25 protein-coding genes and 3 tRNA genes are annotated in these 25950 nt (G+C 52.3%); 13 read left to right on the top strand and 15 right to left on the bottom strand.

The window, feature by feature from the left end; genetic code table 11:
- Positions 1 to 9: 9 nt before the first annotated feature.
- From amiB to nnr, 3 genes are read right to left on the bottom strand one after another with little or no spacing between them, the layout of a single operon-like run.
- A complete protein-coding gene (amiB, locus tag E1B03_RS03375; RefSeq protein WP_103768653.1) occupies positions 10 to 1341 on the bottom strand; it encodes an N-acetylmuramoyl-L-alanine amidase AmiB in 1332 nt (443 codons plus the stop codon).
- A gap of 16 nt (positions 1342 to 1357) precedes the next feature.
- Positions 1358 to 1819, bottom strand: coding sequence for a tRNA (adenosine(37)-N6)-threonylcarbamoyltransferase complex ATPase subunit type 1 TsaE (gene tsaE / locus E1B03_RS03370; protein WP_008786002.1), 462 nt, complete (start codon positions 1817 to 1819; stop codon positions 1358 to 1360).
- A complete protein-coding gene (gene nnr, locus E1B03_RS03365) occupies positions 1791 to 3338 on the bottom strand; it encodes a bifunctional ADP-dependent NAD(P)H-hydrate dehydratase/NAD(P)H-hydrate epimerase (RefSeq protein WP_103768655.1) in 1548 nt (515 codons plus the stop codon). Before nnr ends, tsaE begins: the two co-directional genes overlap by 29 nt.
- On the opposite strand from nnr, the gene queG reads away from it, so the two are divergent.
- A complete protein-coding gene (queG, locus tag E1B03_RS03360) occupies positions 3337 to 4476 on the top strand; it encodes a tRNA epoxyqueuosine(34) reductase QueG (protein ID WP_133085679.1) in 1140 nt (379 codons plus the stop codon). The two genes, nnr and queG, sit on opposite strands and share 2 nt — an antisense overlap.
- 270 nt (positions 4477 to 4746) lie before the next feature.
- Here the strand turns inward: queG and E1B03_RS03355 are convergent.
- The 4 genes from E1B03_RS03355 to orn all read right to left on the bottom strand — a co-directional run bounded on the left by E1B03_RS03355 (position 4747) and on the right by orn (position 6073).
- Positions 4747 to 4822 (bottom strand) — tRNA-Gly (locus E1B03_RS03355).
- A 156-nt stretch (positions 4823 to 4978) separates the two neighbouring features.
- Positions 4979 to 5054 (bottom strand) — tRNA-Gly (locus E1B03_RS03350).
- A 156-nt stretch (positions 5055 to 5210) separates the two neighbouring features.
- Positions 5211 to 5286: transfer RNA gene (locus E1B03_RS03345), tRNA-Gly, on the bottom strand.
- Between the two features lie 241 nt (positions 5287 to 5527).
- Complete coding sequence (gene orn, locus E1B03_RS03340; protein WP_103768657.1) at positions 5528 to 6073, bottom strand: oligoribonuclease; 546 nt, start codon at positions 6071 to 6073, stop codon at positions 5528 to 5530.
- 105 nt (positions 6074 to 6178) lie between these two features.
- On the opposite strand from orn, the gene rsgA reads away from it, so the two are divergent.
- From rsgA to mscM, 3 genes are all read left to right on the top strand, one after another.
- Positions 6179 to 7231, top strand: a complete 1053-nt coding sequence (gene rsgA, locus E1B03_RS03335; protein WP_181012759.1) for a small ribosomal subunit biogenesis GTPase RsgA — start codon at positions 6179 to 6181, stop codon at positions 7229 to 7231.
- Positions 7232 to 7323: 92 nt separating this feature from the next.
- Positions 7324 to 8292 carry an archaetidylserine decarboxylase gene (gene asd, locus E1B03_RS03330; RefSeq protein ID WP_133085678.1) on the top strand — a complete coding sequence of 323 codons (969 nt, stop codon included), beginning with the start codon at positions 7324 to 7326 and terminating at the stop codon, positions 8290 to 8292.
- A 17-nt stretch (positions 8293 to 8309) separates the two neighbouring features.
- Positions 8310 to 11624 carry a miniconductance mechanosensitive channel MscM gene (mscM, locus tag E1B03_RS03325; RefSeq protein WP_103768660.1) on the top strand — a complete coding sequence of 1105 codons (3315 nt, stop codon included), beginning with the start codon at positions 8310 to 8312 and terminating at the stop codon, positions 11622 to 11624.
- A 94-nt stretch (positions 11625 to 11718) separates the two neighbouring features.
- Here the strand turns inward: mscM and yjeM are convergent, their stop codons facing one another.
- The gene (yjeM, locus tag E1B03_RS03320) at positions 11719 to 13221 is read right to left on the bottom strand and encodes a glutamate/gamma-aminobutyrate family transporter YjeM (RefSeq protein ID WP_133085677.1); all 1503 of its coding nucleotides are present in this window, start codon (positions 13219 to 13221) and stop codon (positions 11719 to 11721) included.
- Positions 13222 to 13435: 214 nt separating this feature from the next.
- Entirely contained in the window at positions 13436 to 14413 is a 978-nt protein-coding gene (epmA, locus tag E1B03_RS03315) for an elongation factor P--(R)-beta-lysine ligase (protein ID WP_003830517.1), read from the bottom strand.
- A 324-nt stretch (positions 14414 to 14737) separates the two neighbouring features.
- Here epmA and frdA point away from each other — a divergent pair, with 324 nt between their 5' ends.
- The 4 genes from frdA to frdD are packed head-to-tail and all read left to right on the top strand — an operon-like array spanning position 14738 to position 18031.
- A complete protein-coding gene (frdA, locus tag E1B03_RS03310; protein ID WP_003830519.1) occupies positions 14738 to 16528 on the top strand; it encodes a fumarate reductase (quinol) flavoprotein subunit in 1791 nt (596 codons plus the stop codon).
- Positions 16521 to 17255: a fumarate reductase iron-sulfur protein gene (frdB, locus tag E1B03_RS03305; protein ID WP_003025540.1), complete on the top strand. Its 735-nt coding sequence runs from the start codon at positions 16521 to 16523 to the stop codon at positions 17253 to 17255. Before frdA ends, frdB begins: the two co-directional genes overlap by 8 nt.
- Before the next feature lie 10 nt (positions 17256 to 17265).
- Positions 17266 to 17661 carry a fumarate reductase subunit FrdC gene (gene frdC / locus E1B03_RS03300; protein WP_003025537.1) on the top strand — a complete coding sequence of 132 codons (396 nt, stop codon included), beginning with the start codon at positions 17266 to 17268 and terminating at the stop codon, positions 17659 to 17661.
- 13 nt (positions 17662 to 17674) lie between these two features.
- A complete protein-coding gene (gene frdD, locus E1B03_RS03295; protein WP_103768662.1) occupies positions 17675 to 18031 on the top strand; it encodes a fumarate reductase subunit FrdD in 357 nt (118 codons plus the stop codon).
- A gap of 41 nt (positions 18032 to 18072) precedes the next feature.
- Here the strand turns inward: frdD and ampR are convergent, their stop codons facing one another.
- Entirely contained in the window at positions 18073 to 18948 is an 876-nt protein-coding gene (gene ampR, locus E1B03_RS03290; RefSeq protein ID WP_103768663.1) for a LysR family transcriptional regulator AmpR, read from the bottom strand.
- A gap of 131 nt (positions 18949 to 19079) precedes the next feature.
- On the opposite strand from ampR, the gene blaCMY reads away from it, so the two are divergent.
- Entirely contained in the window at positions 19080 to 20225 is a 1146-nt protein-coding gene (gene blaCMY / locus E1B03_RS03285; protein WP_133085676.1) for a CMY-2 family class C beta-lactamase, read from the top strand.
- Positions 20226 to 20318: 93 nt separating this feature from the next.
- On the top strand, positions 20319 to 20852 hold the full coding sequence (locus tag E1B03_RS03280) for a lipocalin family protein (RefSeq protein ID WP_133085675.1): 534 nt from the start codon (positions 20319 to 20321) through the stop codon (positions 20850 to 20852).
- Here the strand turns inward: E1B03_RS03280 and sugE are convergent.
- Positions 20849 to 21166 carry a quaternary ammonium compound efflux SMR transporter SugE gene (gene sugE / locus E1B03_RS03275; RefSeq protein ID WP_000118520.1) on the bottom strand — a complete coding sequence of 106 codons (318 nt, stop codon included), beginning with the start codon at positions 21164 to 21166 and terminating at the stop codon, positions 20849 to 20851. The genes E1B03_RS03280 and sugE overlap by 4 nt on opposite strands.
- Before the next feature lie 256 nt (positions 21167 to 21422).
- On the opposite strand from sugE, the gene E1B03_RS03270 reads away from it, so the two are divergent.
- The gene (locus tag E1B03_RS03270) at positions 21423 to 22022 is read left to right on the top strand and encodes a LuxR C-terminal-related transcriptional regulator (RefSeq protein ID WP_103768666.1); all 600 of its coding nucleotides are present in this window, start codon (positions 21423 to 21425) and stop codon (positions 22020 to 22022) included.
- Positions 22023 to 22052: 30 nt separating this feature from the next.
- Here E1B03_RS03270 and ecnB read toward each other — a convergent pair whose 3' ends face one another.
- The 3 genes from ecnB to efp form a co-directional block, all read right to left on the bottom strand.
- Positions 22053 to 22199 carry a lipoprotein toxin entericidin B gene (gene ecnB / locus E1B03_RS03265; RefSeq protein WP_003025482.1) on the bottom strand — a complete coding sequence of 49 codons (147 nt, stop codon included), beginning with the start codon at positions 22197 to 22199 and terminating at the stop codon, positions 22053 to 22055.
- 107 nt (positions 22200 to 22306) lie between these two features.
- Positions 22307 to 22441: a lipoprotein antitoxin entericidin A gene (gene ecnA / locus E1B03_RS03260; RefSeq protein WP_043018154.1), complete on the bottom strand. Its 135-nt coding sequence runs from the start codon at positions 22439 to 22441 to the stop codon at positions 22307 to 22309.
- A 57-nt stretch (positions 22442 to 22498) separates the two neighbouring features.
- Positions 22499 to 23065 (bottom strand): elongation factor P, encoded by a 567-nt coding sequence (gene efp, locus E1B03_RS03255; RefSeq protein ID WP_003025478.1) that lies wholly within the window; start codon positions 23063 to 23065, stop codon positions 22499 to 22501.
- 41 nt (positions 23066 to 23106) lie between these two features.
- Here efp and epmB point away from each other — a divergent pair, with 41 nt between their 5' ends.
- Complete coding sequence (gene epmB, locus E1B03_RS03250) at positions 23107 to 24135, top strand: EF-P beta-lysylation protein EpmB (RefSeq protein ID WP_133085674.1); 1029 nt, start codon at positions 23107 to 23109, stop codon at positions 24133 to 24135.
- A gap of 183 nt (positions 24136 to 24318) precedes the next feature.
- Positions 24319 to 25182 (top strand): YjeJ family protein, encoded by an 864-nt coding sequence (gene yjeJ / locus E1B03_RS03245; protein WP_103768668.1) that lies wholly within the window; start codon positions 24319 to 24321, stop codon positions 25180 to 25182.
- Between the two features lie 179 nt (positions 25183 to 25361).
- Here the strand turns inward: yjeJ and E1B03_RS03240 are convergent, their stop codons facing one another.
- On the bottom strand, positions 25362 to 25715 hold the full coding sequence (locus tag E1B03_RS03240; RefSeq protein ID WP_103768670.1) for a DUF4156 domain-containing protein: 354 nt from the start codon (positions 25713 to 25715) through the stop codon (positions 25362 to 25364).
- Positions 25716 to 25950: the final 235 nt, after the last annotated feature.

The following is a 25950-nucleotide window of genomic DNA, read 5'->3' as shown; positions in this document are numbered from 1 at the left end:
GGCTAATCCTTAGTTTGTCAACGTGTTACCAGGCGCTACAGCACTGGCGGTTTGCGCCGGTGCGCCCTGCGGCCCGGTTTGCATCGGGTGCGCCTGGAAATAGTTACGCAATCCTTTGTAAATCGCCTCGGCCAGTTGCTGCTGGTAATCATCACTCGCCAACAGACGCTCTTCGCTGTTGTTACTGATAAAGCCGGTTTCAACCAGCACTGACGGGATATCAGGCGAACGTAATACCCCAAGGCTGGCGTGTTCCGGGCGACGCTTATGCATCGAGCCAATACGTTCTAACTGGCCAATCATGCTGGTCGCCACATCATACCCGACGCGTTGCGAATGACCGAACTGCAGATCCAGCACCGCCTGGCTGAGATAAGGGTCGGACTGGCTGTTTGCCAGCACATCGCCCGCACCGCCCAACAGCTCCGATTGCTTCTCGTGTTGCTCCAGCCAGCCGGCCATTTCACTGTTCGCACGACGGTTTGACAGCACCCAAACGGAAGCGCCTGTGGCATCCCGGTTTGGCGCAGCATCCGCATGAATTGAGACCAGAAAATTGGCGTTTTGTTTACGCGCAACGTCTGAGCGCCCCATCACCGAGATAAAGTAATCGCCATCACGGGTGAGTACCCCTTTAAACATCGGGTCGTCATTGAGCAAACTGCGAAGCTTGCGCGCCACGGCAATCGTGACGTTTTTCTCACGCGTGCCGCCAGGACCAATAGCGCCAGGATCCTGTCCGCCGTGTCCGGCATCAATGGCGATAACCACTTTTTCGCCGCTACCGGTGCTGGCGCGTGCAGCAGGTCGTGTGGAGGTATTACTGTTAGTTACCACCGTAGTACGATCGTTTTCCGCTTTAAACGGATTACGCGCAGGCTCGGCAGGACGCGGAGCGATAACCGGCGCTTCGACACGCTTCGCAACCACTGGAGGGGGTGGAGGCGGCGGTGGCGCATCAGCCTTGATGGTAAACACGACGGTATAATTACCGCCGTTCTGGCGTTTTACGGCATCGGCTTTGCCATTCTCGGTTAAATCCACCACCAGGCGCAGAGACTGCGCATCTTTCGGCGTGCCGGAACGGATAGATTTCACCAGATTATTACCGCTAAACAGCAGCGGTAATCCCTGAATCACACCGGTTTGTTTAATATCCAGCGCGACGGTTCGTTTCCCGTCCTGCGAAACGGCGTATTCAGGATCGCCAATAAAGCTCAGCGTAATCCGCGCCTGTTGATCGCCGTTGGACACCTGAAGATCGGAGAGGCTGGCGGCCCCTGCCTGCGCGCACAGCAGGACCAGGGTTGCCATCAGCCAGTTTCTGATGCGAAAAATCATCCCGCCACCCTTGAGGTTAATCGGCTAAACGCGCCAGCAGTAAATCACCTGATGAGGAGACTGCGCTTACGCGCGCCTCTCGACCTTGCGCCTGGTATTCAATGTGTATTTCGACGTCCGGGTCTGGCAGTACACCTTTACCTTGTTGCGGCCATTCCACCAGGCAGATGGCATCATTGGCAAAATAATCACGGATCCCCATAAATTCCAGCTCCTCCGGGTCCGCAAGTCGGTACAAATCGAAGTGATATACCATCAAATTATCGAGCGAATAGGGTTCAACCAACGTGTAGGTAGGGCTTTTTACATTTCCTTTGTGACCTAACGCCTGCAGGAATCCCCGGCTGAAAGTGGTTTTACCCGCCCCCAGGTCGCCGTACAAATAAATTACCGTCGCGCCATCACAGGCTTTGGCTACCCGCAGTCCCAGGTCTAAAGTCGCCTGCTCATCAGGTAGTGGAATTACTCGATTCATCATGATAAACGTCAATCACATCAGGGTTAACAATACGCTGTAGCGTGGTAAAGAGATCTGTCGCCAGCATGCCGCGCGTCCCAAAACGCGCCGCCAGCACATCCGCCGCCGCACCGTGCGCAACACATCCCGCACATGCCGCATCATACGGGGTAAGCTTCTGTCCGAGCAATGCGCCAATAATACCGGAAAGCACATCACCCATTCCGCCGCTGGCCATCCCGGCATTGCCAGTATCAATAATACCCAACTCAGCCTGTTCAGCAGCAACAACCGTACCCGCGCCTTTCAGCACTACCACGCCTCCGTACCGTTTTACCAGACGTTGTGCACAAAGTAAGCGATCGTCTTCAATTTCTGCAATGGAACAGCCCAGCAGTCGCGCGGCTTCGCCAGGATGCGGCGTGATCACGCGATTGTGACGTTTATCGGGATTGATTGCCAGCAGGTTCAGCGCATCCGCATCCCAGAGCATCGGTTTGCGAAAATTCTCGACCTTTTGCAGCGCTTTTTTACCCCACTCCTGTTGACCAAGCCCAGGTCCTATCACCACAACATCCGCCCATGCCAGGCTCTCTTCCAGAGTCTGCGGCGTCAGCGCATCGACCATCAGTTCTGGCCTGGCAGTCAGAATAGGCGCGATATTTTCACTGCGGGTCAGCACTTTGACCAACCCGGCTCCTGCACGCAGCGCCGCTTCACCGGCCATGCGTATTGCGCCTGCCGTACCGTGGTCACCGCCGATAATTACCAGCCGCCCGTGGGAGCCTTTGTGCGAGGTGGGTCGACGCGGTGTTAGCCAGTGCGCAAGCTGTTGAGCATCAAAACGCTGTAGCGGCGCGTTCTGCCCCGCCAGCCAGTCGTCCAGCCCGAGTGAGTTAATATGCAGGCGTCCGGTGACATCGCGCGCTTTACCGGTTAGCAAGCCCGGCTTGAGCGCAATAAAGGTAACGGTGTGCGCAGCATTGATGACCGCCCCCGGCGTCGCCCCTGTTTGCGCCAGCAGGCCGGATGGAATGTCTACCGCCACGACAGGAGCAGGATGGCTATTGGCACGCTCGATCATTGCCGAAAGGGGCTCGCGGGGTGCATGTTTTAAGCCGGTGCCTGACAGCGCATCAATAATGACACCCACGTTATCTGGCCAGTTGATATCCGCAGCGTGAATGACGCCACCGGCGTTAAGCCAGGCGTCGTGCGCCTGCTGCGCTTCCTCGGGGAGCGGTTTATCGCTCTCCTGTGCCAGCAACGTAACATCAAGCCCCTGCGCTTTAGCAAGCCTTGCCACCACGTATCCATCACCACCGTTGTTGCCATGACCACATAGCACCAGCCAGTGCTGGGCGTGCGGATATGCCTCGCGGGCTACCTGAAACGCCGCCTCTCCTGCCCGCTGCATCAGTTCATACAACGTCAGCCCTAAACTGTCTGCCGCCTCTCGCTCCATCCGCCTGATGTCATCGGCGTGCCAGATGGAGTGTGGTATACTTGCGGGGTTTTTCTTCATTGTATGGTCCGTCATGTCAGAGCCCCTCGATCTCAATCAGTTAGCGCAAAATATTAAGCAGTGGGGGCTGGAGCTAGGCTTTCAGCAGGTCGGTATTGCCGATACCGACCTCAGCGAAGCGGAGCCCAAACTGCAGGCCTGGCTGGATAAACACTATCACGGCGAGATGGACTGGATGGCCCGTCACGGCATGATGCGCGCCCGACCTCACGAATTATTGCCCGGTACGCTACGAGTCATCAGCGTACGTATGAACTATCTTCCAGCCAAAGCGGCCTTTGCCAGCACGTTGAAAAACCCTTCGCTCGGTTACGTCAGCCGTTACGCGCTTGGCCGCGACTATCACAAGCTGCTGCGTAACCGCTTAAAAAAGCTGGGGGAGATGATTCAACAGCACTGCGTTTCGCTGAATTTTAGACCTTTTGTCGATTCTGCGCCCATTCTTGAGCGTCCGTTAGCGGAAAAAGCCGGGCTTGGCTGGACAGGTAAGCACTCACTTATCCTCAATCGAGAAGCCGGATCATTTTTCTTCCTCGGGGAATTGCTGATCGACTTGCCCTTGCCGGTCGACCAACCAGTAGAAGAAGGATGTGGGAAATGCGTCGCCTGTATGACCATCTGTCCCACTGGAGCCATCGTTGAGCCTTACACGGTGGATGCGCGCCGCTGTATCTCTTATCTCACGATTGAACTGGAAGGCGCGATCCCGGAAGAATTTCGCCCCCTGTTGGGGAATCGAATTTACGGCTGCGATGATTGCCAGCTTATTTGCCCGTGGAACCGCTATTCACAGTTGACGACAGAGGATGACTTCAACCCGCGCAAGCAGCTTCATGCTCCGGAGTTAATAGAGCTGTTTAGCTGGAGCGAAGCGTGGTTTTTAAAAGTCACGGAAGGGTCTGCCATTCGTCGTATTGGCCACCTGCGTTGGCTACGCAATATCGCCGTTGCGTTGGGTAATGCCCCGTGGGATGAAGCCGTTATTCACGCGCTGGAAAGTCGCAGAGGTGAGTACCCACTTCTTGACGAACACATAGACTGGGCGGTTGCTCAGCAAATCAAGAAGCGAAATGCCTGCGTCGTTGAGGTGCAGTTACCAAAGAAACAACGTTTGGTCAGGGTCATTGAAAAGGGTCTGCCGCGCGACGCTTAAGTCATCCACAGCTTGTGTATAAAAATAAAAACACATTGATATTCAAGAGGGAAAAAATCGTCAAGTGATCGCATTAACAATTTGAAATGATAATTAAACCAATAATTTCAAGTGGTTAAATTGATACTATTCACCCAGCGAAGTTCTTTGCATTCCAGGAATAATACCTGAACCTGTGGATAAGTCTGTTTACAAGAGTATGTCAATGACGAAACAAAACGTCCCCAACGCGTTTATTCGTTGTGGATATTTTTTATTGGGGTAAGAATTTGGAGCGGGAAACGAGACTCGAACTCGCGACCCCGACCTTGGCAAGGTCGTGCTCTACCAACTGAGCTATTCCCGCTTAATCTTCGTCTTTCGAACCGCTACTGCGTTGGCTGCCTTCATTCACCTGATTCACTTACTTCAGTAAGCTCCTAAGGACTCATTCAGTTGCCGCCTTGTCGCAATTCGAAATCCTGCGATTGGTGGTCTGTGCTTAACAAACACTTTCAAATTTTGGAGCGGGAAACGAGACTCGAACTCGCGACCCCGACCTTGGCAAGGTCGTGCTCTACCAACTGAGCTATTCCCGCTTAATCTTCGTCTTTCGAACCGCTACTGCGTTGGCTGCCCTCATTCGCCTGAGTCACTTACTACAGTAAGCTCCTAAGGACTCATTCAGTTGCCGCCTTGTCGCAATTCGAAATCCTGCGATTGGTGGTCTGTGCTTTACAAGCATTTTCAAATTTTGGAGCGGGAAACGAGACTCGAACTCGCGACCCCGACCTTGGCAAGGTCGTGCTCTACCAACTGAGCTATTCCCGCAAATCTGTACTGCTTTTGTTGCTGCCGTAACGCGTAATTCTCTGTCGTTACGGGAGGCGCATTATACGAGAAATCCGTTTAGCTGCAACCCCCCTAAAAGCGATTTTCTTGTTTTTTCGTTTAAGTGCTGAATTTATCAGCAAGTCGTTTAATTTAGCGACAATCCTGACTTAGTGCAAGCTCGCAGGAACGATTTTCGTAGGCCGGGTAAGGCGCAGCCGCCACCCGGCAATCCACAAAATCAAAGCTTAATAAAATGTTCGCGATAGTAAGCAAGCTCAGCAACAGATTCACGAATGTCGTCCATCGCCTGATGCGTCCCCTGCTTGGTGAAGCCAGCCAGGATCTCCGGCTTCCAACGACGCGCCAATTCTTTGAGCGTACTGACGTCAAGATAGCGATAATGGAAATACGCCTCCAATTCCGGCATGTATTTAAACAGGAAACGACGATCCTGACCGATGCTGTTGCCACAGATAGGTGATTTTCCTTCCGGAACCCACTCTTTCAAAAAAGCCAGCGTGGCCATTTCAGCTTCGCGATCGCCCATGTTGCTCGCCTTCACGCGATCCACCAGCCCGCTACCGGTATGCGTACGTACATTCCAGTCATCCATTAATGCCAGTTGTTCGTCGGACTGGTGCACCGCAATTGTCGGTCCTTCAGCCAGAATATTCAGGTTGGCATCCGTCACCAGCGTGGCGATCTCAATAATGCGATCGCGCTCGGGATCCAGACCTGTCATCTCCAGATCGATCCAAATCAGGTTGTTTTCATTGGCACTCATGCTATTTTCCACCCTTCAGCGTCACATTCAGTGTGACTACATTGTTCTAAAATTGTGTGTATCATAAATGTTTTGCCCATTATGGGCGACCAGGAGCCAGTCCGATTGAGTAAGAATAAACTCTCCAAAGGCCAACAGCGCCGTGTGAACGCCAATCACCAGCGTCGTCTGAAAACGTCCGCGGAGAAGCCAGACTACGACGACAACCTGTTTGGCGAAACCGCTGAAGGCATCGTTATCAGCCGTTTTGGCATGCATGCCGACGTGGAATCTGCTGACGGTGAGATTCACCGCTGCAACATCCGCCGTACAATTCGCTCGCTGGTTACCGGCGATCGCGTGGTCTGGCGTCCGGGTAAAGCGGCAGCAGAAGGCGTGAATGTCAAAGGCATCGTTGAGGCGGTACACGAGCGTACCTCGGTACTAACGCGTCCCGACTTTTACGACGGGGTAAAGCCCATTGCCGCCAACATCAACCAGATCGTTATTGTCTCAGCCATCTTACCCGAGCTGTCACTCAATATTATCGACCGGTATCTGGTAGCCTGCGAAACGCTACACGTCGAACCGATTATCGTACTGAATAAGATCGATCTGCTGGATGAAGAAGGCATGGCCTTCGTTAACGAACAGATGGATATCTATCGCAACATTGGCTATCGCGTGTTGATGGTATCAAGCCGCACTAAAGACGGCCTGAAGCCGCTTGAAGAAGCATTAACCGATCGCATCAGCATTTTCGCCGGTCAGTCTGGCGTAGGAAAATCCAGCCTGCTCAATAATCTTCTCGGCCTGCAGGAAGAGATCCTGACTAACGATGTCTCCGATAACTCCGGACTTGGGCAGCACACTACCACGGCTTCTCGTTTGTATCACTTCCCGCACGGCGGCGACGTTATCGACTCCCCTGGCGTACGTGAGTTCGGGCTATGGCATTTGGAGCCGGAACAAATCACGCATGGCTTTGTCGAATTCCATGACTACCTGGGCCATTGCAAATACCGCGACTGCAAGCATGATACCGATCCAGGCTGCGCTATCCGTGAGGCTGTTGAAAAAGGGGCCATAGCCGAAACCCGGTTTGAAAACTATCACCGCATCCTGGAAAGCATGGCGCAGGTAAAAACGCGTAAAAACTTTTCTGATACAGACAACTGACAACTAAGCTAAGCATCGCTAGAATCGTCCCCCTTTTTTCAGGATCCGGCCCGTATGCCGGATCGGGAACAAATTATGGCCTGGAGGCTACCTTGTTAAACTCATTTAAGCTTTCGCTACAATACATTCTGCCGAAACTATGGCTCACTCGCCTGGCGGGCTGGGGTGCGAGCAAACGAGCGGGATGGCTGACTAAACTGGTTATCGATCTGTTCGTGAAATACTACAAGGTCGATATGAAAGAGGCGCAAAAGCCGGACACTGCAAGCTATCGCACCTTTAACGATTTCTTTGTTCGCCCACTGCGCGACGACGCGCGCCCGATTAACACCGATCCAAACGTACTGGTAATGCCTGCTGACGGCGTGATTAACCAGTTAGGCAACATCGAAGAAGACAAGCTGCTGCAGGCTAAAGGGCACAGCTATACGCTTGAAGCGCTGCTGGCTGGCAACTACCAGATGGCGGACAAATTCCGCAATGGTACGTTTGTGACCACTTACTTGTCTCCACGCGATTACCACCGTGTACATATGCCGTGTAACGGTATCCTGCGTGAGATGATGTACGTACCAGGCGATCTTTTCTCTGTAAACATCCTGACTGCGCAAAACGTTCCGAACCTGTTTGCACGAAACGAACGCGTAATCTGCCTGTTTGATACCGAATTTGGCCCGATGGTACAGATTCTGGTCGGCGCGACTATCGTCGGTAGTATTGAAACCGCTTGGGCTGGCACCATTACCCCACCGCGTGAAGGCGTCATCAAACGCTGGACCTGGCCGGAAGGCGAAAGCGAAGGGTCGGTGGCGCTGCTGAAAGGTCAGGAAATGGGCCGCTTTAAGCTCGGTTCCACTGTTATCAACCTGTTCGCGCCTGACAAAGTTAACCTGGTTGAGCAGTTGCAGGATCTTTCGGTGACCAAAATCGGCCAGCCAATGGCCATCTCGACCGAGACTTTCGTGACGCCAGAGGCAGAACCGGCCCCGCTGGCGAAAGAAGAGATCGAAGCTGAACACGACGCCAGCCCGTTGGTTGACGACAAAAAAGACGAAAGTTAAACATAGGAATCGCTGCTGTGCGCCTGATTATCACTTTTCTGATGGCCTGGTGCCTCAGCCTGGGGGCGTACGCTGCGACGGCCCCCGATGCCAAACAACTCACCCAGGAACTGGAGCAAGCGAAAGCGGCAAAACCCGCTCAGCCAGAAACCGTCGAGGCGCTCCAGTCCGCGCTAAATGCCCTTGAGGAGCGTAAAGGCTCTCTTGAGCGCGCCCAACAATATCAGCAGGTTATTGATAACTTCCCCAAGCTGTCCGCAACATTACGCGCGCAGCTTAGCAACCTGCGCGATGAACCGCGCAATGTGCCAACCGGGCTCACTACCGATGCGTTAAACCAGGAGATCCTCCAGGTCAGCAGCCAACTGTTGGAAAAAAGCCGTCAGGCCCAGCAGGAGCAGGATCGCGCCCGGGAAATCGCCGACTCGTTAAGCCAGCTTCCTCAACAGCAAACCGATGCCCGCCGCCAGCTAAATGAGCTTGAGCGTCGTATTGGTACCGCCAACGGCAACTCCGCACAAAATCAGGCGATGCAGGCTGAATCAGCCAAGCTTAAAGCCCAGGTCGATGAGCTGGAGCTGGCGCAGCTTTCCGCCAATAACCGCCAGGAACTGGCGCGTATGCGCTCCGAACTGGCGGAAAAACAGAGCCAACAACTCGACGCTTACCTGCAGGCATTACGCAACCAACTCAACAGTCAGCGCCAGCGTGAAGCGGAGCGAGCGCTGGAGAGCACCGAACTGCTGGCGGAAAACAGTGCGGGACTGCCGGAAGGTATTGTCGACCAGTTCAAGGTTAACCGCGAGCTGTCTCAGGCCTTAAACCAGCAGGCGCAACGTATGGACCTGGTCGCCTCGCAACAGCGTCAGGCCGCCAGCCAAACGCTGCAGGTTCGTCAGGCATTGAATACGCTGCGAGAGCAGTCTCAGTGGCTTGGGGTCTCGAATATGCTGGGAGAAGCGCTGCGAGCACAGGTATCCCGCCTACCTGAAATGCCCAAGCCTCAGCAGTTGGATACCGAAATGGCGCAGCTTCGCGTGCACCGCATGCGCTATGAGGATCTCCTCAACAAACAGCCGCAACTGCGTCAGATTCATCAGGTTGATGGACAGCCGCTGACCGCTGAACAGAGCAGCATTCTCAACGCCCAGCTACGCACCCAACGCGAACTGCTGAACTCTTTATTACAGGGCGGCGATACGCTGATTCTTGAGCTGACCAAGCTCAAAGTCTCCAACAGCCAACTGGAGGATGCGCTAAAAGAGGTCAACGAAGCAACGCACCGCTATCTGTTCTGGACGTCAGACGTTAGCCCTATCTCGCTCTCCTGGCCTGTCGACATCGTTCAGGATCTGCGGCGACTGATCTCATTAGATACGTTTAATCAGTTGGGCAAAGCCAGCATCATGATGCTGACCAGCAAAGAAACGCTGCTGCCGCTTTTCGCGGCATTGGTACTGGTTGGCTTTAGCCTCTCGTCACGCAAACACTTCACCCGTTTTCTGGAGCGTTCATCAGCACGGGTAGGGAAAGTCACCCAAGACCATTTCTGGCTGACAATACGTACGGTATTCTGGTCAATACTCGTGGCTTCGCCGTTACCGGTGCTGTGGGCAACGCTCGGTTACGGACTTCAGGAAGCCTGGCCTTATCCGTTGGCTGTCGCTATCGGTGATGGCGTTACCGCCACGGTGCCCATGCTGTGGGCGGTAATGATTTGCGCCACCTTTGCACGCCCCAACGGTCTGTTCATTGCCCACTTTGGCTGGCCGCGGAATCGCGTTGCGAAAGCCATGCATTATTACCTGATGAGCATCGGGCTGATTGTCCCGCTGATCATGGCGGTGATTATGTTTGATAACCTCAATGACCGGGAATTCTCCGCCTCATTGGGACGTCTGTGCTTTATTCTGATTTGCGGTGCGCTGGCGGTCGTGACCCTGAGCCTGAAACGCGCCGGGATACCGCTGTACCTCGATAAAGAAGGCAACAGCGATAACATGGTCAACAGCATGTTGTGGAATATGCTGATGGGCGCGCCGCTGATTGCTATTCTCGCCGCAGCTGTGGGTTATCTTGCTACGTCACAAGCCTTGCTGGCGCGTCTGGAAACGTCCGTGGCGATTTGGTTCTTATTACTGGTGGTGTATCACGTTATCCGCCGTTGGATGCTGATTCAGCGCCGCCGTCTGGCGTTTGACCGCGCCAAGCATCGACGCGCCGAAATGCTGGCGCAGCGCGCGCGGGGCGAAGAAGAACCGCCGCATTCCACCAGTCTTGAAGGCGCAATTGATGTTGATGAAAGCGAAGTGGATCTGGATGCTATCAGCGCGCAATCGTTGCGCCTGGTGCGCTCTATCCTGATGCTTATCGCCCTGCTCTCGGTCATTGTGTTGTGGTCAGAAATTCATTCCGCTTTCGGCTTCCTGGAAAACATCTCGCTATGGGATGTGACCTCCACGGTACAGGGCGTGGAAAGCTTAGAGCCAATAACGCTGGGCGCGGTGCTCATCGCAATTCTGGTGTTTATCATTACCACCCAGTTAGTACGCAACCTGCCCGCGTTGCTGGAACTGGCGCTGCTGCAACATCTGGATTTAACCCCCGGAACCGGTTACGCCATCACCACCATCACCAAGTATCTTCTGATGCTGATTGGCGGTCTGGTTGGCTTCTCGATGATCGGGATTGAGTGGTCCAAACTGCAATGGCTGGTAGCGGCTCTCGGTGTTGGTCTGGGCTTTGGCTTGCAGGAGATCTTCGCCAACTTTATTTCCGGTCTGATTATCCTGTTTGAAAAACCAATCCGCATTGGCGACACGGTAACGATTCGCGATCTTACCGGTAGCGTGACGAAAATTAATACCCGCGCCACCACCATTAGCGACTGGGACCGCAAAGAGATCATCGTGCCCAATAAGGCCTTTATCACCGAACAGTTTATCAACTGGTCGCTGTCCGATTCGGTCACCCGTGTGGTGTTAACCATCCCGGCACCATCGGAGGCTAACAGCGAGGAGGTTACACAAATCCTGCTGACTGCCGCGCACCGCTGCTCGTTGGTTATCGATAACCCGGCGCCAGAAGTCTTCCTGGTTGACCTGCAGCAGGGGATTCAAATCTTCGAACTGCGTATTTATGCTGCTGAGATGGGGCATCGTATGCCGCTACGCCACGAGATCCATCAGTTGATTCTGGCAGGCTTCCGCGAGCACGGTATTGATATGCCGTTCCCACCGTTCCAGATGCGTCTGGAAAGCCTCGGCGGTAAGCAAACGGGGAGAACGTTAAGTTCTGCAGGCAGAGGCAGTCGCCCGGCGGGAAGTTTGTAGCGCATGAGCCCAGCAAGAAATGCCGGATGACGACCCATTGGGTCTAATCCGGCCTACGGAGATGCTCCTTTGTAGGCCGGATTAGGCGGGTTGTTTATTCCACCGCCCACTCAGGCTCGTTGGCCATGCGGCGGCTGTAGTTCTGATAAATCGCCATCGCCAGCAGCGAGAAGAAGATCGGGCCGCCGGTCATCCACAATGCGCTGTTCCAGTCCCCGGCTTCAATCACCGGCTGGATGATGGTGAACACGTTGGCAAACGTCACCACCAGTACGACCACGCCGGTTGCCAGTAACGTCGCGGTCCGGGTTTTAAAGACCACAAACGGTCTTTCCAGACCCGTGCGGGCTTTAAAGAACGGAAACGCCAGCGCGAGGAACAGATACGGCAGCGTCATCGAGACGTTCGCCATCAGGGTCAGTTTGTTATAGAACGCTGAAGCTGTATCACCGCCAAACGAAACCAGCAGGATAAAGAGGCTCACCAGCAGGCACTGCAACCACATTGCCGTCGTTGGCATCCCCACCGCATTCAGTTTGGTCATCGGCGCGGGCCACAATGCCTTCGGCGTTCCCTGAATAATCGCTTTCAGCGGCGAGTAGCTGAGCGTGAAAAAAGCACCGGTATAGGCAAGGAACATCGAAAGTCCGGTGATACGCGCGAACCACACCCCCATCGCCATCGCGGTTTCAGGGGAAAGATGCAGCGCGTTACCTAACGTCATCCCGAGGCTTTTCATCAGGATATAGGTAATATTCCCGAGGTTAACCGAGCTATTGCTTAATACTTGTTGCCAGTTGGTGCTAACGCCCCATAAAAAGATGGCCAGTGAATAACCAACAGAAATGACAATCGCGGCAAAGACAATACCTTTCGCAAAGTTCTTCTCTGGCTTTTCTGTTTTATCAACTAATCCACCCACGGCTTCTATTCCACCGTAAGCAAAAATGGCAAATACAACAAATGACAACATTGCCAGACCGGACTGATATCCTGGATTAGGCGAGGAGATAAAATTAATATCCTGTGCAAAGTGGCCACCTGTTAATAACAAAATAGCGACACTCACTAACAACAGAACCAAATTAAGACACATTACAGCAATTCCGCCTACAGCCGTAATACGGGCAATTTTATTAATCCCCCGAGAGGCTACGCAGGTCACCAGAATCATCCAGCCTACGGCCAGCAGCCCTACGACCTGAGTAGGCTCAAGCCCCGCGATACGCCAGTGCTGCGTCATGTCTGCACCAAATAAGAAGGTTGAAAAAGGTACCCAGACTTTCGCCGCGGTGCTTACCATCCATATTACATAGGAAGAAAACCACATAAACGTGCCGATAAACGCATAGCGTGGTCCAACGCTATTATTCATCCACGAATAGATTCCGCCCTCTTCTTTACGATAGGCAGATCCCATTTCCGCCATCATTAAAGCAAATGGGATAAAGAATAATAATGCAGAAAATATATACCACGGAATCGCGCTATACCCCATTAAATAGAACGCGGAGGGGCTATTAGCAAAACCGAAAACAGACGTAAATATCATGAGGATGAGACCTATCAGGCTCATCTTTTTTATTGTTTGGGTCATTAAACCATCCCTTACTCAGGCAAGCGTTTAACAAACGCCGCTCACCGATTGGCACTGCTCTCTTTACAGAGTTCAGCGATAGAAAAATCAACACAGAATTGATACCTGAACGATATCAAATATCCAGGAGTAAATTGTGGCTATTAGAGGGTAAATGAAAAAATATGCTACAAAGTGGCGATTTTACCGCCACTTTGTATTACAGAAGAGTATGTTATGCACGATCAACGGTAAAGGCGATAACCTCGGCCAGGCTCTCTGCGCCCAGCGCCAGCATCACCAGACGGTCAACGCCCAGCGCCACGCCAGAGCAATCCGGCATGCCCACTTTTAACGCTTCAAGCAGGTTGGTGTCGATAGGCTGCTGCGGCAAGCCACGTGCGGCACGTTTGCGGTTATCCTGTTCAAAGCGCTGCTGTTGTTCGCGCGCGTCGGTCAATTCATGGAAACCATTCGCCAGCTCAATACCTTTGTAGTAAACCTCGAAACGTTCAGCCACGCGGTGATCTTCGGTGCTGATTTGTGCCAGTGATGCCTGGCTTGCCGGGAAATGATACACAAACGTCGGTTTGTCTTTGCCAATATGCGGCTCAACGCCCATCGTAAACAGCAGTTGCAGCAAGGTGTCCCGATCTTCTTCGGTATCGGCGATATTGCTGAGATCCAGCTTCGCCGCCACTTCCCGCAGCTGAGTTTTATCAGCAGACAGCGGGTCTATCTCCAGATGACGCTGGAAGGCTTGCTGATATGAGAGGCTTTCCGCAGGCGAGCAGTCCAGCACCTGCTGGAGCAAGTCATCCACTTCATTCATCAGGCGATACATATCGTAGTGCGGACGATACCACTCAAGCATGGTGAATTCAGGATTATGATGACGCCCCATCTCTTCATTACGGAAGCTGCGGCACAGCTGATATACCGGGCCGCACCCAGCCACCAGCAGGCGCTTCATATGGTATTCAGGGCTGGTCATTAAATAGAGATTCATTCCCTGGGAGTGCCCAGGGCCGACGAAACGCGTTTCGAACGGGAACAGATGGATGTCCGTTACCGTTGCCTGACTCATACAAGGGGTCTCAACCTCAAGCACGCCACGATCGGCAAAAAAGCGGCGAATCTCCGCTATAATTGCTGCACGTTTCAACAGATTGGGGATGGACGCGCTCGGCTGCCAGGTTGCCGTTTCGCTCATGGTTGTTTCTCCGATTTAAGACAAGGGCACGAAGTCTACTCGTATCGCGTTAACGAGACAAATTTCGCGCACCGGTAATCAGCACTGGCAATTGGATAAAAAAAGCGACATGGGGTGGTTTAGTAATTAAATTAATCAAATTCAATGATAATTCCCCCCTGTGACACGCTAAAAAAATCGAACACGTCAAATTTCCCACACATCCCTACGACTATACTATTGTACCTATAAAGGAGCAGTGGAAACGCGTTCATAACCTGTTTGAAGCCGATGAAGCATCTGATTTCAGGCAGGCATGAAATAACAACAATCTGGAGGAATGTCGTGCAAACCTTTCAAGCCGATCTTGCCATTATAGGCGCCGGTGGCGCGGGATTACGTGCTGCAATTGCTGCCGCACAAGCAAATCCCAACGCTAAAATCGCACTGATCTCAAAAGTGTACCCAATGCGCAGCCATACCGTTGCTGCCGAAGGCGGCTCTGCTGCTGTCGCGCAGGATCATGACAGCTTTGACTACCATTTTCACGATACGGTAGCAGGCGGAGACTGGCTGTGTGAGCAGGATGTCGTGGATTACTTTGTCCACCACTGCCCAACTGAAATGACGCAACTGGAACAATGGGGTTGCCCATGGAGCCGTCGTGAAGACGGTAGCGTCAACGTACGTCGCTTCGGCGGTATGAAAATCGAGCGTACCTGGTTTGCCGCGGATAAAACCGGCTTCCACATGCTGCATACGCTGTTCCAGACATCTTTGCAGTTCCCGCAGATTCAGCGTTTTGACGAACACTTCGTTCTGGATATCCTGGTTGACGATGGTCATGCTCGCGGCCTGGTTGCCATGAACATGATGGAAGGCACGCTGGTGCAAATCCGTGCTAACGCAGTCGTGATGGCAACGGGCGGCGCAGGTCGTGTTTACCGTTACAACACCAACGGCGGCATCGTAACCGGCGACGGTATGGGCATGGCGCTGAGCCACGGCGTTCCGCTGCGTGATATGGAGTTCGTTCAGTATCACCCGACAGGTCTGCCAGGTTCCGGTATCCTGATGACCGAAGGCTGCCGTGGTGAAGGCGGTATTCTGGTTAACAAAAACGGCTACCGTTATTTGCAAGACTACGGTATGGGTCCGGAAACTCCGCTGGGCGAGCCGAAAAACAAATACATGGAACTCGGTCCGCGCGACAAAGTATCTCAGGCTTTCTGGCACGAATGGCGCAAAGGCAACACCATTTCCACTCCGCGTGGCGATGTGGTTCACCTCGACCTGCGTCACCTCGGCGAGAAAAAACTGCTCGAACGTTTACCGTTCATCTGCGAACTGGCGAAAGCCTACGTGGGTGTCGATCCGGTTAAAGAACCGATCCCGGTACGTCCGACCGCGCACTACACCATGGGCGGTATCGAAACCGATCAGCACTGTGAAACCCGCATTAAAGGTCTGTTCGCTGTCGGCGAATGTTCCTCTGTTGGTCTGCATGGCGCAAACCGTCTGGGTTCTAACTCCCTGGCAGAACTGGTTGTCTTCGGTCGTATGGCCGGTGAGCAGGCTGCAGAACGCGCTGCAACGGCTGGCGCTGCAAACAGTGCCGCTCTTGATGCACAGGTTGCTGGCGTTGAAAAACGTCTGAAAGATCTGGTTAACCAGGAAGGTAACGAAAACTGGTCTAAGATCCGTGACGAAATGGGTCTGTCCATGGAAGAAGGTTGCGGTATCTACCGTACACCGGAACTCATGCAGAAAACCGTTGATAAGCTGGCGGAACTGCAGGAACGCTTCAAGCGCGTGCGTATCACTGATACCTCCAGCGTTTTCAACACCGACCTGCTGTACACCATCGAGCTGGGTCACGGTCTGAACGTTGCAGAATGTATGGCTCACTCTGCTCTGGCGCGTAAAGAATCCCGCGGCGCGCACCAGCGTCTGGATGAAGGCTGCACCGAGCGTGACGATGTGAACTTCCTCAAACACACCCTCGCCTTCCGCGATGCTGACGGCACGACTCGCCTGGAATACAGCGACGTGAAAATCACCACTCTGCCACCGGCTAAACGTGTTTACGGTGGCGAAGCGGAAGCAGCCGATAAGAAGGAGAAGGCGAATGGCTGAGATGAAAAACCTGAAAGTTGAGGTGGTGCGCTATAACCCGGAAACCGATACCGCGCCGCACAGTGCTTTCTACGAAGTTCCTTATGATGAAACCACGTCTCTGCTGGATGCGCTGGGCTATATCAAGGATAACCTGGCACCGGACCTGAGCTACCGCTGGTCCTGCCGTATGGCAATCTGCGGCTCTTGCGGCATGATGGTTAACAATGTACCGAAACTGGCGTGCAAAACCTTCCTGCGTGATTACACCAACGGGATGAAGGTTGAAGCGCTGGGCAACTTCCCGATTGAGCGCGATCTGGTCGTCGACATGACGCACTTTATCGAAAGCCTGGAAGCGATCAAACCGTACATCATCGGTAACCCGCGTACACCGGATCAGGGTCCAAACACCCAGACTCCGGCGCAGATGGCGAAGTATCATCAGTTCTCCGGTTGCATCAACTGTGGTCTGTGCTACGCCGCGTGCCCGCAGTTCGGCCTGAACCCTGAGTTCATTGGACCGGCTGCGATTACGCTGGCGCATCGTTACAACGAAGATAGCCGCGACCACGGTAAGAAGGAGCGTATGGCTCAGTTGAACAGCCCGAACGGCGTCTGGACCTGTACTTTCGTGGGCTACTGCTCCGAAGTCTGCCCGAAACACGTCGATCCGGCTGCGGCCATTCAGCAGGGTAAAGTTGAAAGTTCAAAAGACTTTCTTATCGCTACCCTGAAACCACGCTAAGGAGTGCACGATGACGACTAAACGCAAAGCCTATGTGCGGCCAATGACGTCCACCTGGTGGAAAAAGCTGCCATTTTATCGTTTTTACATGCTGCGTGAAGGCACGGCAGTTCCGGCAGTCTGGTTCAGCATTGAACTGATTATCGGCCTGTTTGCACTCAAGCATGGTGCAGAGTCCTGGATGGGCTTTGTCGCCTTTTTGCAAAACCCGGTGGTGGTAATCCTTAACATTATCGCCCTGGCTGCAGCACTGCTGCATACCAAAACCTGGTTTGAGCTGGCGCCAAAAGCCGCCAACATCATCGTGAAAGACGAAAAAATGGGGCCAGAGCCGATTATCAAAGGTCTCTGGGCAGTTACTGTGGTTGCGACAGTAGTAATACTGTTTGTTGCCCTGTTCTGGTAAGGAGTCCGGAATAATGATTAATCCAAATCCAAAACGCTCTGACGAACCCGTATTCTGGGGCCTGTTTGGTGCAGGCGGTATGTGGAGCGCAATCATTGCGCCGGTGATGATCCTGCTGGTAGGCATTATGCTGCCGCTGGGCTTTGTTCCTGATGCTTTCACCTACGAACGCGTACTGGCATTCGCTCAGAGCTTCATCGGACGTGCATTTCTGTTCCTGATGATCGTTCTGCCGCTGTGGTGCGGTTTACACCGTATGCACCACGCGATGCATGACCTGAAAATCCACGTGCCTGCTGGCAAATGGGTATTCTACGGACTGGCAGCTATCCTGACCGTTGTAACGGCTATTGGTATCCTGACCATCTAAACGCATGCGTTAATTATCAGGCCCGCCATTGGCGGGCCTTTTTATTTGTGCAACACCCCAGTCAACCAACGGGAAAACTCGCGCATCGCTGACGTCTCCGGGCGAGATTGCAAACGCGTTATCCAATAGCTCCCCAAATCAATCTGCGTTAAAAAAGGCTGCACGATACGCTCACTGCCGAGCAGATGCGTGAACATTCTTACCGGTGCAATTGCCACACCGATCCCCGCCTGCGCGGCTTCCAGCATGGTTACGGACGAGTCAAACACTACCACGTTGTGCGTCGGTGACGGAGGCGCTTCTCCGGCGGCCTGCATCCAAAGCGTCCATTCATCACGTCGATACGATCGCAATAGCGGAAATTTCAGGATATCCGCAGGTGCTTTAATCTGCGAGGCCAATGCTGGCGAACACAGCGGAGACATCAGCGCGCTACATAAATATTGCGCATCGGTATCGTGCCAGGCTCCCCCTCCGTAGCGGATGGTATAATCCAGCCCTTCAGCGGCGGGATCCACACGGTTATTGTGAGTGGAAATATGTAAATCAATATGCGGGTAGTTGCGCTTAAAATCGCTCAGCAGAGGAAAAAGGCAGCCGATAGCAAAAGTCCCCACTACGCCAATTTTAAGTTTTTCCTGAGTCTGTTTCGTGGCAAAACGATCCAGCATCCCGGCCATACGATCGAAAGAGTCATTAAGTACAGGTAACAGACTTTCCCCTTCAGTTGTCAACATTAACCCACGAGAACCGCGCACAAAAAGCTGACAATTCAGCTGCTGTTCCAGCGATTTGACATGCTGGCTTATTGCAGAATGCGTCACATTGAGCTCAATCGCCGCGCGGGTAAAGCTGAGATGTCTGGCCGCTGCTTCAAAAGCCCGCAGCGAGTTAAGAGGGATATAGCTACGCGTCATCATCTGGCCTGTTAGAAAAACTTATATCTGCTGCTAAATTTAACCGTTTGTCAATACGGTACAAATCAAACACACTGATTGCGTCTGACGGGCCCGGACACTCTTTCGCTTTCAATTACGGAACTGATTTCATGATGAAAAAATCGATATGCTGCGCGCTGCTGCTGACAGCCTCTTTCTCCACGTTTGCCGCCGCTAAAACAGAACAACAAATTGCCGATATCGTTAACCGCACCATCACACCACTGATGCAAAAGCAGGCTATTCCGGGTATGGCCGTTGCGGTTATCTACCAGGGGAAACCTTATTACTTTACCTGGGGTAAAGCCGATATCGCCAATAACCGTCCAGTCACTGAGCAAACACTGTTTGAGCTCGGCTCAGTCAGTAAGACGTTCAACGGCGTGCTGGGTGGAGATGCCATTGCCCGCGGCGAAATCAAGCTCAGCGATCCGGTCGCGCAATACTGGCCTGAACTGATGGGTAAACAGTGGCAGGGTATTAGCCTGCTGCACTTAGCCACCTATACGGCAGGCGGCCTGCCGCTTCAGATTCCCGACGACGTTACGGATAAAGCCGCCTTACTACGCTTTTATCAAAACTGGCAGCCGCAATGGGCCCCTGGCGCTAAACGTCTTTACGCTAACTCCAGCATTGGTCTGTTTGGCGAACTGGCGGTGAAACCTTCAGGTATGAGCTACGAAGAGGCGATGACCAAACGCGTCCTGCAGCCATTAAAACTGGCACATACCTGGATCACGGTTCCACAGAGCGAACAAAAAGATTATGCCTGGGGCTATCGCGAAGGAAAGCCTGTGCATGTATCCCCTGGCCAACTTGATGCTGAAGCCTATGGGGTAAAATCGAGTGTTGTCGATATGACCCGCTGGGTTCAGGCCAACATGGATGCCAGCCTGGTGCAGGAGAAAACGCTTCAGCAGGGCATCGAGCTTGCGCAGTCACGTTACTGGCGTATTGGCGATATGTACCAGGGCTTAGGCTGGGAGATGCTGAACTGGCCGGTTAAAGCCGACTCAATAATTAACGGCAGCGACAGCAAAGTGGCGCTGGCTGCACTTCCCGCCGTTGAGGTAAACCCGCCCGCACCTGCTGTGAAAGCATCATGGGTGCATAAAACGGGATCCACTGGCGGATTCGGTAGCTACGTTGCTTTCGTTCCAGAAAAAAACCTTGGCATCGTGATGCTGGCAAACAAGAGCTATCCAAACCCGGCTCGCGTCGAGGCCGCCTGGCGCATTCTGGAAAAACTGCAGTAATGGACAAGGAGGCCCGGGATATCGGGTCTCCTTTCTTTCCCTCTTTTTCCTGCTGTCATCTACACTTAACAAAAATACAGCAAGGAAAATCCCATGCGCATTCTGCCCGTCGTTGCTGCAGTTACGGCTGCATTTCTGGTTGTCGCTTGCAGTTCCCCTACACCGCCGAAAGGCGTGGCCGTGGTAAATAACTTTGATGCCAAACGCTACCTGGGCACCTGGTATGAAATTGCGCGTTTCGACCATCGATTTGAACGTGGACTGGAAAAAGTGACCGCAACCTACAGTCTGCGCGACGACGGCGGTATCAACGTTATCAACAAGGGCTATAACCCGGACAGGGGAATGTGGCAGAAAACGGAGGGAAAAGCCTACTTCACCGGCGAGCCAAACCGTGCGGCGCTCAAGGTTTCATTCTTTGGCCCTTTCTATGGTGGGTATAACGTGATTGCCCTCGATCGGGAATATCGTCACGCGCTAGTTTGCGGGCCGGATCGCGACTACCTGTGGATCCTTTCACGGACCCCGACTATTTCAGATGAAATGAAACAGCAAATGCTGGCCATCGCGACCCGGGAAGGGTTTGAGGTGAATAAGCTGATTTGGGTAAAACAGCCCGGCGCTTAGTGAGTGCTCAGCTTCAGACCGATAATGCCGGCAACAATCAGCCCGAGGCTTAGCAATCGCGCCGGGCTGGCAGATTCACCCAGCAGCAAAATCCCTGTAATGGCCGCCCCTACGGCACCGATACCGGTCCATACGGCATAGGCGGTTCCTACAGGTAACGTACGCATTGCCCATGAGAGCATGGCGATACTGACGATCATCGCCGCAATAGTAATGATGCTTGGCGTCAAACGCGTAAAACCATGGGTATATTTCAGGCCAATCGCCCAGACAACTTCAAGCAGACCTGCAATTAATAAAACGATCCAGGACATATCAGGCTCCAGAACAATGGGGCCGTCCCCGGTGAAAGAAGCGTTTGCAGGTCGTCCTGCAAAGCTGATGTGTGAAATGGCATTTTTGCCCGGAAGAAAATGAATTTCAACCTTTTTATTCTCTGCCTGCTAAAAGCAAGAATTAAGCATAATTAGCGGCGCAGTTCCCGCATTTGGCACTCATCGGAGTTCTCTATGATGAAGGGCTTTCTGAATCCAGAAAGTCGATTGTCTCTCTTCTGAATGCGAAAAGGTTATGCTTAAAATTTTAGTGATTGACCGGTGCCACTTTACCCGCACGGGGATTGAGGCCTTGCTTAATCATTCTGGCAGGTTCAGTTCCTCATTTCTGGTATCAGGGATCAATAATCTCCTGCTAGCAAAAGAGCATATTTTGCAGTGGAAACCGCATCTGGTGATCGCGGATTTATACGGTTTTATAAGCGAGACGCACTCCAGTCCGTCCATTAAGCCCTTTTTTATGAGCTGCGGTGTCATCCCGCTGATTTTATTGCAATCAGTAGAAAGACAGCACACTTCAACGACTCCCCCTCAATCCGTCGCCCATTCGGTCTTAACCAAGCACACCACGCTGAACGCACTCTCACACACGATTCAGGAGGTGCTACAACTTCGCCCCACATTAGAAATAACCGAAAACGCGACTCCGCTGCTTACGCCGCAAGAGGAGAAAGTATTGTCGATGTGGATGGATGGGATAAGTAACAATGCGATCGCCGCCGCACTCAGCATTCATGGCAAGACGGTCTACACCTATAAACGGAATATCCGCATTAAACTGCACCTGGGGAACCGCTACTCACCGTTTCTCTCGCTACCTGGGGAGAGGAATTAACGGTACGACACGGCGTCGTACCGTTCATCGCTATTGCTGAGCTTTTGTCGCTGCACCAGAAATGGCGCTACCACCTTCAGAAATATCTTGCCCTACGCCTCGCGTGGTATTACACGCGGTTAATACGGAAGAAAGTACCAACACAGAAAAGATCGCAGCAATTGTCTTCTTAACCATAACGTCTTCCTTTTCTAGCCAATATTGTTTGTGTATAGCTACTTAATAATAGACAAGATCTGCAAGTGTGATGGATAAACAACCGTTTTTAAGACTATGAGAGAGGATTAGCTGGCGGCGTGTGAGATTGAATTGCCAAGATGTTTGATGTCTTCACCAAATCCGCGCGCGGTATTACAACCCGTCAGCAGGGTGCTGGTAAATAGGATGAGCATTACAAGACCGAGAAGACGTTTCATCATTCCTGCCCTGGAAAAAGTATGGCGCAGCAACCTGCGCCATAAGATCAAATGGAAGTCTTATTTTACGCGAGATACGTATTCGCCGGAGCGAGTATCCACTTTGATCACTTCGCCGATCTGTACGAACAGCGGAACTTTAACGACTGCGCCGGTAGACAGGGTAGCCGGTTTGCCGCCAGTACCAGCGGTATCGCCTTTCAGACCTGGGTCGGTTTCAACAACTTCCAGCTCAACGAAGTTCGGCGGAGTCACGGAGATCGGCTGACCGTTCCACAGGGTCACGATGCATTCCGCCTGGTCCAGCAGCCATTTAGCGTTATCGCCTACCGCTTTCTCGTCTGCAGCCAGCTGTTCGAAAGTGGTGTTATTCATAAAGTGCCAGAACTCACCGTCGCTATACAGGAAGGTCAGGTTCATGTCGGCTACGTCTGCGCCTTCAGCGGAGTCAGTAGACTTGAAGGTTTTCTCTACGCGAGTACCGGTCAGCAGGCGACGCAGCTTAACGCGCGCAAAAGCCTGGCCTTTACCTGGTTTAACGAATTCGCTGGCTTCAACCGCATAAGGTTCGCCGTCCAACATGATTTTAAGACCAGCACGAAAATCGTTGCTATAGTACGTTGCCATAAGGCCCTCTGAAAATTGTTAACTGGTAGCTAAGCCACAAAATGGCGCATATTGTAACCCTAAATACCCCATCCAGAGAAGATTGGTTATCGCAACTTGCCGATGTTGTGACCGATCCTGATGAACTTCTGCATCTTTTGAATATAGACGCAGATGAAAAACTGTTGGCCGGACGCGACGCGAGACGACTTTTCGCCCTGCGCGTTCCGCGCGCATTTATTGCCCGCATGGAAAAAGGCAATCCGGACGATCCGCTTTTGCGTCAGGTACTTACTTCCCAGGAAGAGTTTGTTGCCGCACCAGGCTACTCGACCGATCCGCTGGAAGAACAGCACAGCGTGGTTCCCGGTCTGCTGCATAAATATCGTAACCGGGCACTGCTGCTGGTCAAAGGCGGTTGTGCGGTAAATTGTCGCTACTGCTTCCGTCGACACTTCCCGTATGCTGAAAACCAGGGCAATAAGCGCAACTGGCAGGTCGCCCTGGACTACATTAGCGCGCATCCAGAGCTGGATGAGATAATCTTCTCCGGTGGCGATCCGTTAATGGCCAAGGACCACGAACTGGACTGGCTGCTCACGCAACTGGAAGCCATCCCGCACATTAAGCGTCTGCGTATTCACAGCCGCTTGCCGATTGTTATCCCTGCTCGTATTACAGAGGGACTGGTCCAGCGCTTTGCGCGCTCCTCCTTGCAGATTCTGCTGGTCAATCACATTAACCACGCCAATGAGGTCGATGAGACATTTCGCCAGGCCATGGTGAGACTGCGTACCGCAGGCGTTACGCTACTCAACCAAAGCGTTTTGCTGCGTGGCGTGAACGATAACGCGCAAACGCTGGCAAATCTTAGCAACGCGTTGTTTGATGCGTGTGTGATGCCCTATTACCTGCACGTACTGGACAAAGTGCAGGGTGCCGCCCACTTTATGGTCAGCGACGATGAAGCGCGTCGTATTATGCGTGAGCTGCTGACGCTGGTTTCCGGCTATATGGTCCCCAAACTGGCGCGTGAAATTGGCGGAGAGCCAAGTAAAACGCCGTTGGACCTGCAGCTACGCCAACAATAGTCATTATTGAGTGTCCGATTTCGGACACTCACCTCGAATCCTTATTATTTGAATCTACACAAGTGGAGCCACGCTTTTAATATGTGCTATTTTAATTAGCGCTACAACATCAATTATTTGTAAACTGTATAAATAATTCAAAATCCAGAATATTAATAAATATATGGTTAGGGAGAACCTGTTATGGCTATAAGTATTAAAGGCATTAATAGCGGAGTTATTCGCCAAAAGAATGAATTTCTTGCATTAGCATTAAAAATAAAAGAACCCAGAAATAAAGAGTCATTGTTTTTCCTTTCTCCGCTTGGATTAAGAGACCTGCTTACCGCGCTGGAATGTAGGCTATCCGCCAAACATCAGCTTAGCGAAGACGCTCGCTTGCAATATGAGAAAGCATGCGATAAAGCCAGCAAAAAAATGCACGAAAACATTCCACTAATTCAGGAAGATGAGCTAAAGCATGCGGATATTAACCGCCGTATAAATTCGCTGATGTTGGTGGATGATAAAGGGGAAAACTTAACATTTGCTCTGACACTACATGACGGACAAACGCACGAATTACTGATTAATGAACTGCAGATTCAGGTGCTGGCCCAGGCAATTATTCATGCAATAAATAATGCTGGCATGCGGGATTTAGCGCTACGAATTACATCATTGCTGGATTTCCTGCCGCTGTACGATGTTGATTGCCAGCAAAATGAAAATCTTGAATACGACTCTTATACTCAACCAGAATGGAAACATAACCTGTTTAATCATTATCTGGCGATTATTTACCGCTATACGGATGATAAAGGGAAAACCCAGTTCTGTGGTTCCGTAGTAAAAACTCGTGCCCCTTCCGGTAGCAAAGAAGCCGAAGCCATTACTCGCCGTCTTCTCGACTTCAGCCCGCGGCTGAAAAAACTTGCCGGTGTACCATGCCAGGTCTTTGTCAGAACGTTAACAGGTGATAAGGCGCAAAAACTCAATCAGGATCAATGTCTGCGTGCGCTGCACCATTTACGCATTCAGTCTGCGCATAAAGCTCAGAATGCCTGATGGCGCTGCGCTTATCAGGCCTACGATTGCATGAGCCTGTCCAGCCCACTTTATTACACAAAATCATTCAATCTGCATCGCGGCGGCAAGCGAAGAAAATCCCCAGGAGCATAGATAACTATGTGACTGGGGTTTCACAGCGCAGCCAACAAAGAGGCAGGTTGAAGGATGAAGTGTAATCAGTTAGGGCACTTATAAACCTGTCCAATCATCTCACTGGCGGTAGGAACAAAGCTGGACAGCATTCCCTGTGATGGGCTGCTGACGCCATAAATCACGTTACCACCCATTGCCGCAGCCTGGTTACGCAGATCGTTTGCTGCGCCACGCATAGAGCCACCTTCTTCGCCGTGCTGGCCAGAAAGCCAGTTGCTTTGCGTACCGGTTGCGGTGCCAATCAGTTGACACTCTGTACCAGGCTTGTCTTCGACAAAGCGTACGCTTTGTCCGGCTGAACTCAGTTCGTTGCTGGAGCTACAACCCGCCATCAGTAGCGCGGCACCAACGATCCCTGCTAAATATTTCACGTGCATGTCATTCCCCATAATCAATTAGTTGGACCTTATGTCCGTAGCTGAATCATATACTAAAAAGATGACCAAAAGAAAAACCCCCGGACATTTCTGCCCGAGGGTTTCTCATTTTTCGCGAGATGCGTATTTAATCAAATAATTCAAGTTGCAGGCTGGCGACAAGTTCATGAATCCCCAGTCACTTACATAAGTAAGTGACTGGGGTGAACGAACGCAGCCAACGAACCTGCGGCTT

Origin of the sequence: Citrobacter arsenatis, assembly GCF_004353845.1 — a bacterium.
GTDB classification, from domain to species: domain Bacteria; phylum Pseudomonadota; class Gammaproteobacteria; order Enterobacterales; family Enterobacteriaceae; genus Citrobacter; species Citrobacter arsenatis.
The sequence above is the reverse complement of the archived record's forward strand: the minus strand, read 5'-3'. Positions and strand labels throughout refer to the sequence as shown.

Excerpts from the sequence above, each read along its gene's own strand:
- amiB (WP_103768653.1), bottom strand. The coding sequence starts at position 1,341 with ATGATTTTTCGCATCAGAAACTGGCTGATGGCAACCCTGGTCCTGCTG.
- tsaE (WP_008786002.1), bottom strand. The coding sequence starts at position 1,819 with ATGATGAATCGAGTAATTCCACTACCTGATGAGCAGGCGACTTTAGAC.
- queG (WP_133085679.1), top strand. The coding sequence starts at position 3,337 with ATGTCAGAGCCCCTCGATCTCAATCAGTTAGCGCAAAATATTAAGCAG.
- nnr (WP_103768655.1), bottom strand. The coding sequence starts at position 3,338 with ATGACGGACCATACAATGAAGAAAAACCCCGCAAGTATACCACACTCC.
- orn (WP_103768657.1), bottom strand. The coding sequence starts at position 6,073 with ATGAGTGCCAATGAAAACAACCTGATTTGGATCGATCTGGAGATGACA.
- yjeM (WP_133085677.1), bottom strand. The coding sequence starts at position 13,221 with ATGACCCAAACAATAAAAAAGATGAGCCTGATAGGTCTCATCCTCATG.
- epmA (WP_003830517.1), bottom strand. The coding sequence starts at position 14,413 with ATGAGCGAAACGGCAACCTGGCAGCCGAGCGCGTCCATCCCCAATCTG.
- frdB (WP_003025540.1), top strand. The coding sequence starts at position 16,521 with ATGGCTGAGATGAAAAACCTGAAAGTTGAGGTGGTGCGCTATAACCCG.
- frdC (WP_003025537.1), top strand. The coding sequence starts at position 17,266 with ATGACGACTAAACGCAAAGCCTATGTGCGGCCAATGACGTCCACCTGG.
- frdD (WP_103768662.1), top strand. The coding sequence starts at position 17,675 with ATGATTAATCCAAATCCAAAACGCTCTGACGAACCCGTATTCTGGGGC.
- ampR (WP_103768663.1), bottom strand. The coding sequence starts at position 18,948 with ATGACGCGTAGCTATATCCCTCTTAACTCGCTGCGGGCTTTTGAAGCA.
- blaCMY (WP_133085676.1), top strand. The coding sequence starts at position 19,080 with ATGATGAAAAAATCGATATGCTGCGCGCTGCTGCTGACAGCCTCTTTC.
- E1B03_RS03280 (WP_133085675.1), top strand. The coding sequence starts at position 20,319 with ATGCGCATTCTGCCCGTCGTTGCTGCAGTTACGGCTGCATTTCTGGTT.
- sugE (WP_000118520.1), bottom strand. The coding sequence starts at position 21,166 with ATGTCCTGGATCGTTTTATTAATTGCAGGTCTGCTTGAAGTTGTCTGG.
- E1B03_RS03270 (WP_103768666.1), top strand. The coding sequence starts at position 21,423 with ATGCTTAAAATTTTAGTGATTGACCGGTGCCACTTTACCCGCACGGGG.
- ecnB (WP_003025482.1), bottom strand. The coding sequence starts at position 22,199 with ATGGTTAAGAAGACAATTGCTGCGATCTTTTCTGTGTTGGTACTTTCT.
- ecnA (WP_043018154.1), bottom strand. The coding sequence starts at position 22,441 with ATGATGAAACGTCTTCTCGGTCTTGTAATGCTCATCCTATTTACCAGC.
- efp (WP_003025478.1), bottom strand. The coding sequence starts at position 23,065 with ATGGCAACGTACTATAGCAACGATTTTCGTGCTGGTCTTAAAATCATG.
- epmB (WP_133085674.1), top strand. The coding sequence starts at position 23,107 with ATGGCGCATATTGTAACCCTAAATACCCCATCCAGAGAAGATTGGTTA.
- yjeJ (WP_103768668.1), top strand. The coding sequence starts at position 24,319 with ATGGCTATAAGTATTAAAGGCATTAATAGCGGAGTTATTCGCCAAAAG.
- E1B03_RS03240 (WP_103768670.1), bottom strand. The coding sequence starts at position 25,715 with ATGCACGTGAAATATTTAGCAGGGATCGTTGGTGCCGCGCTACTGATG.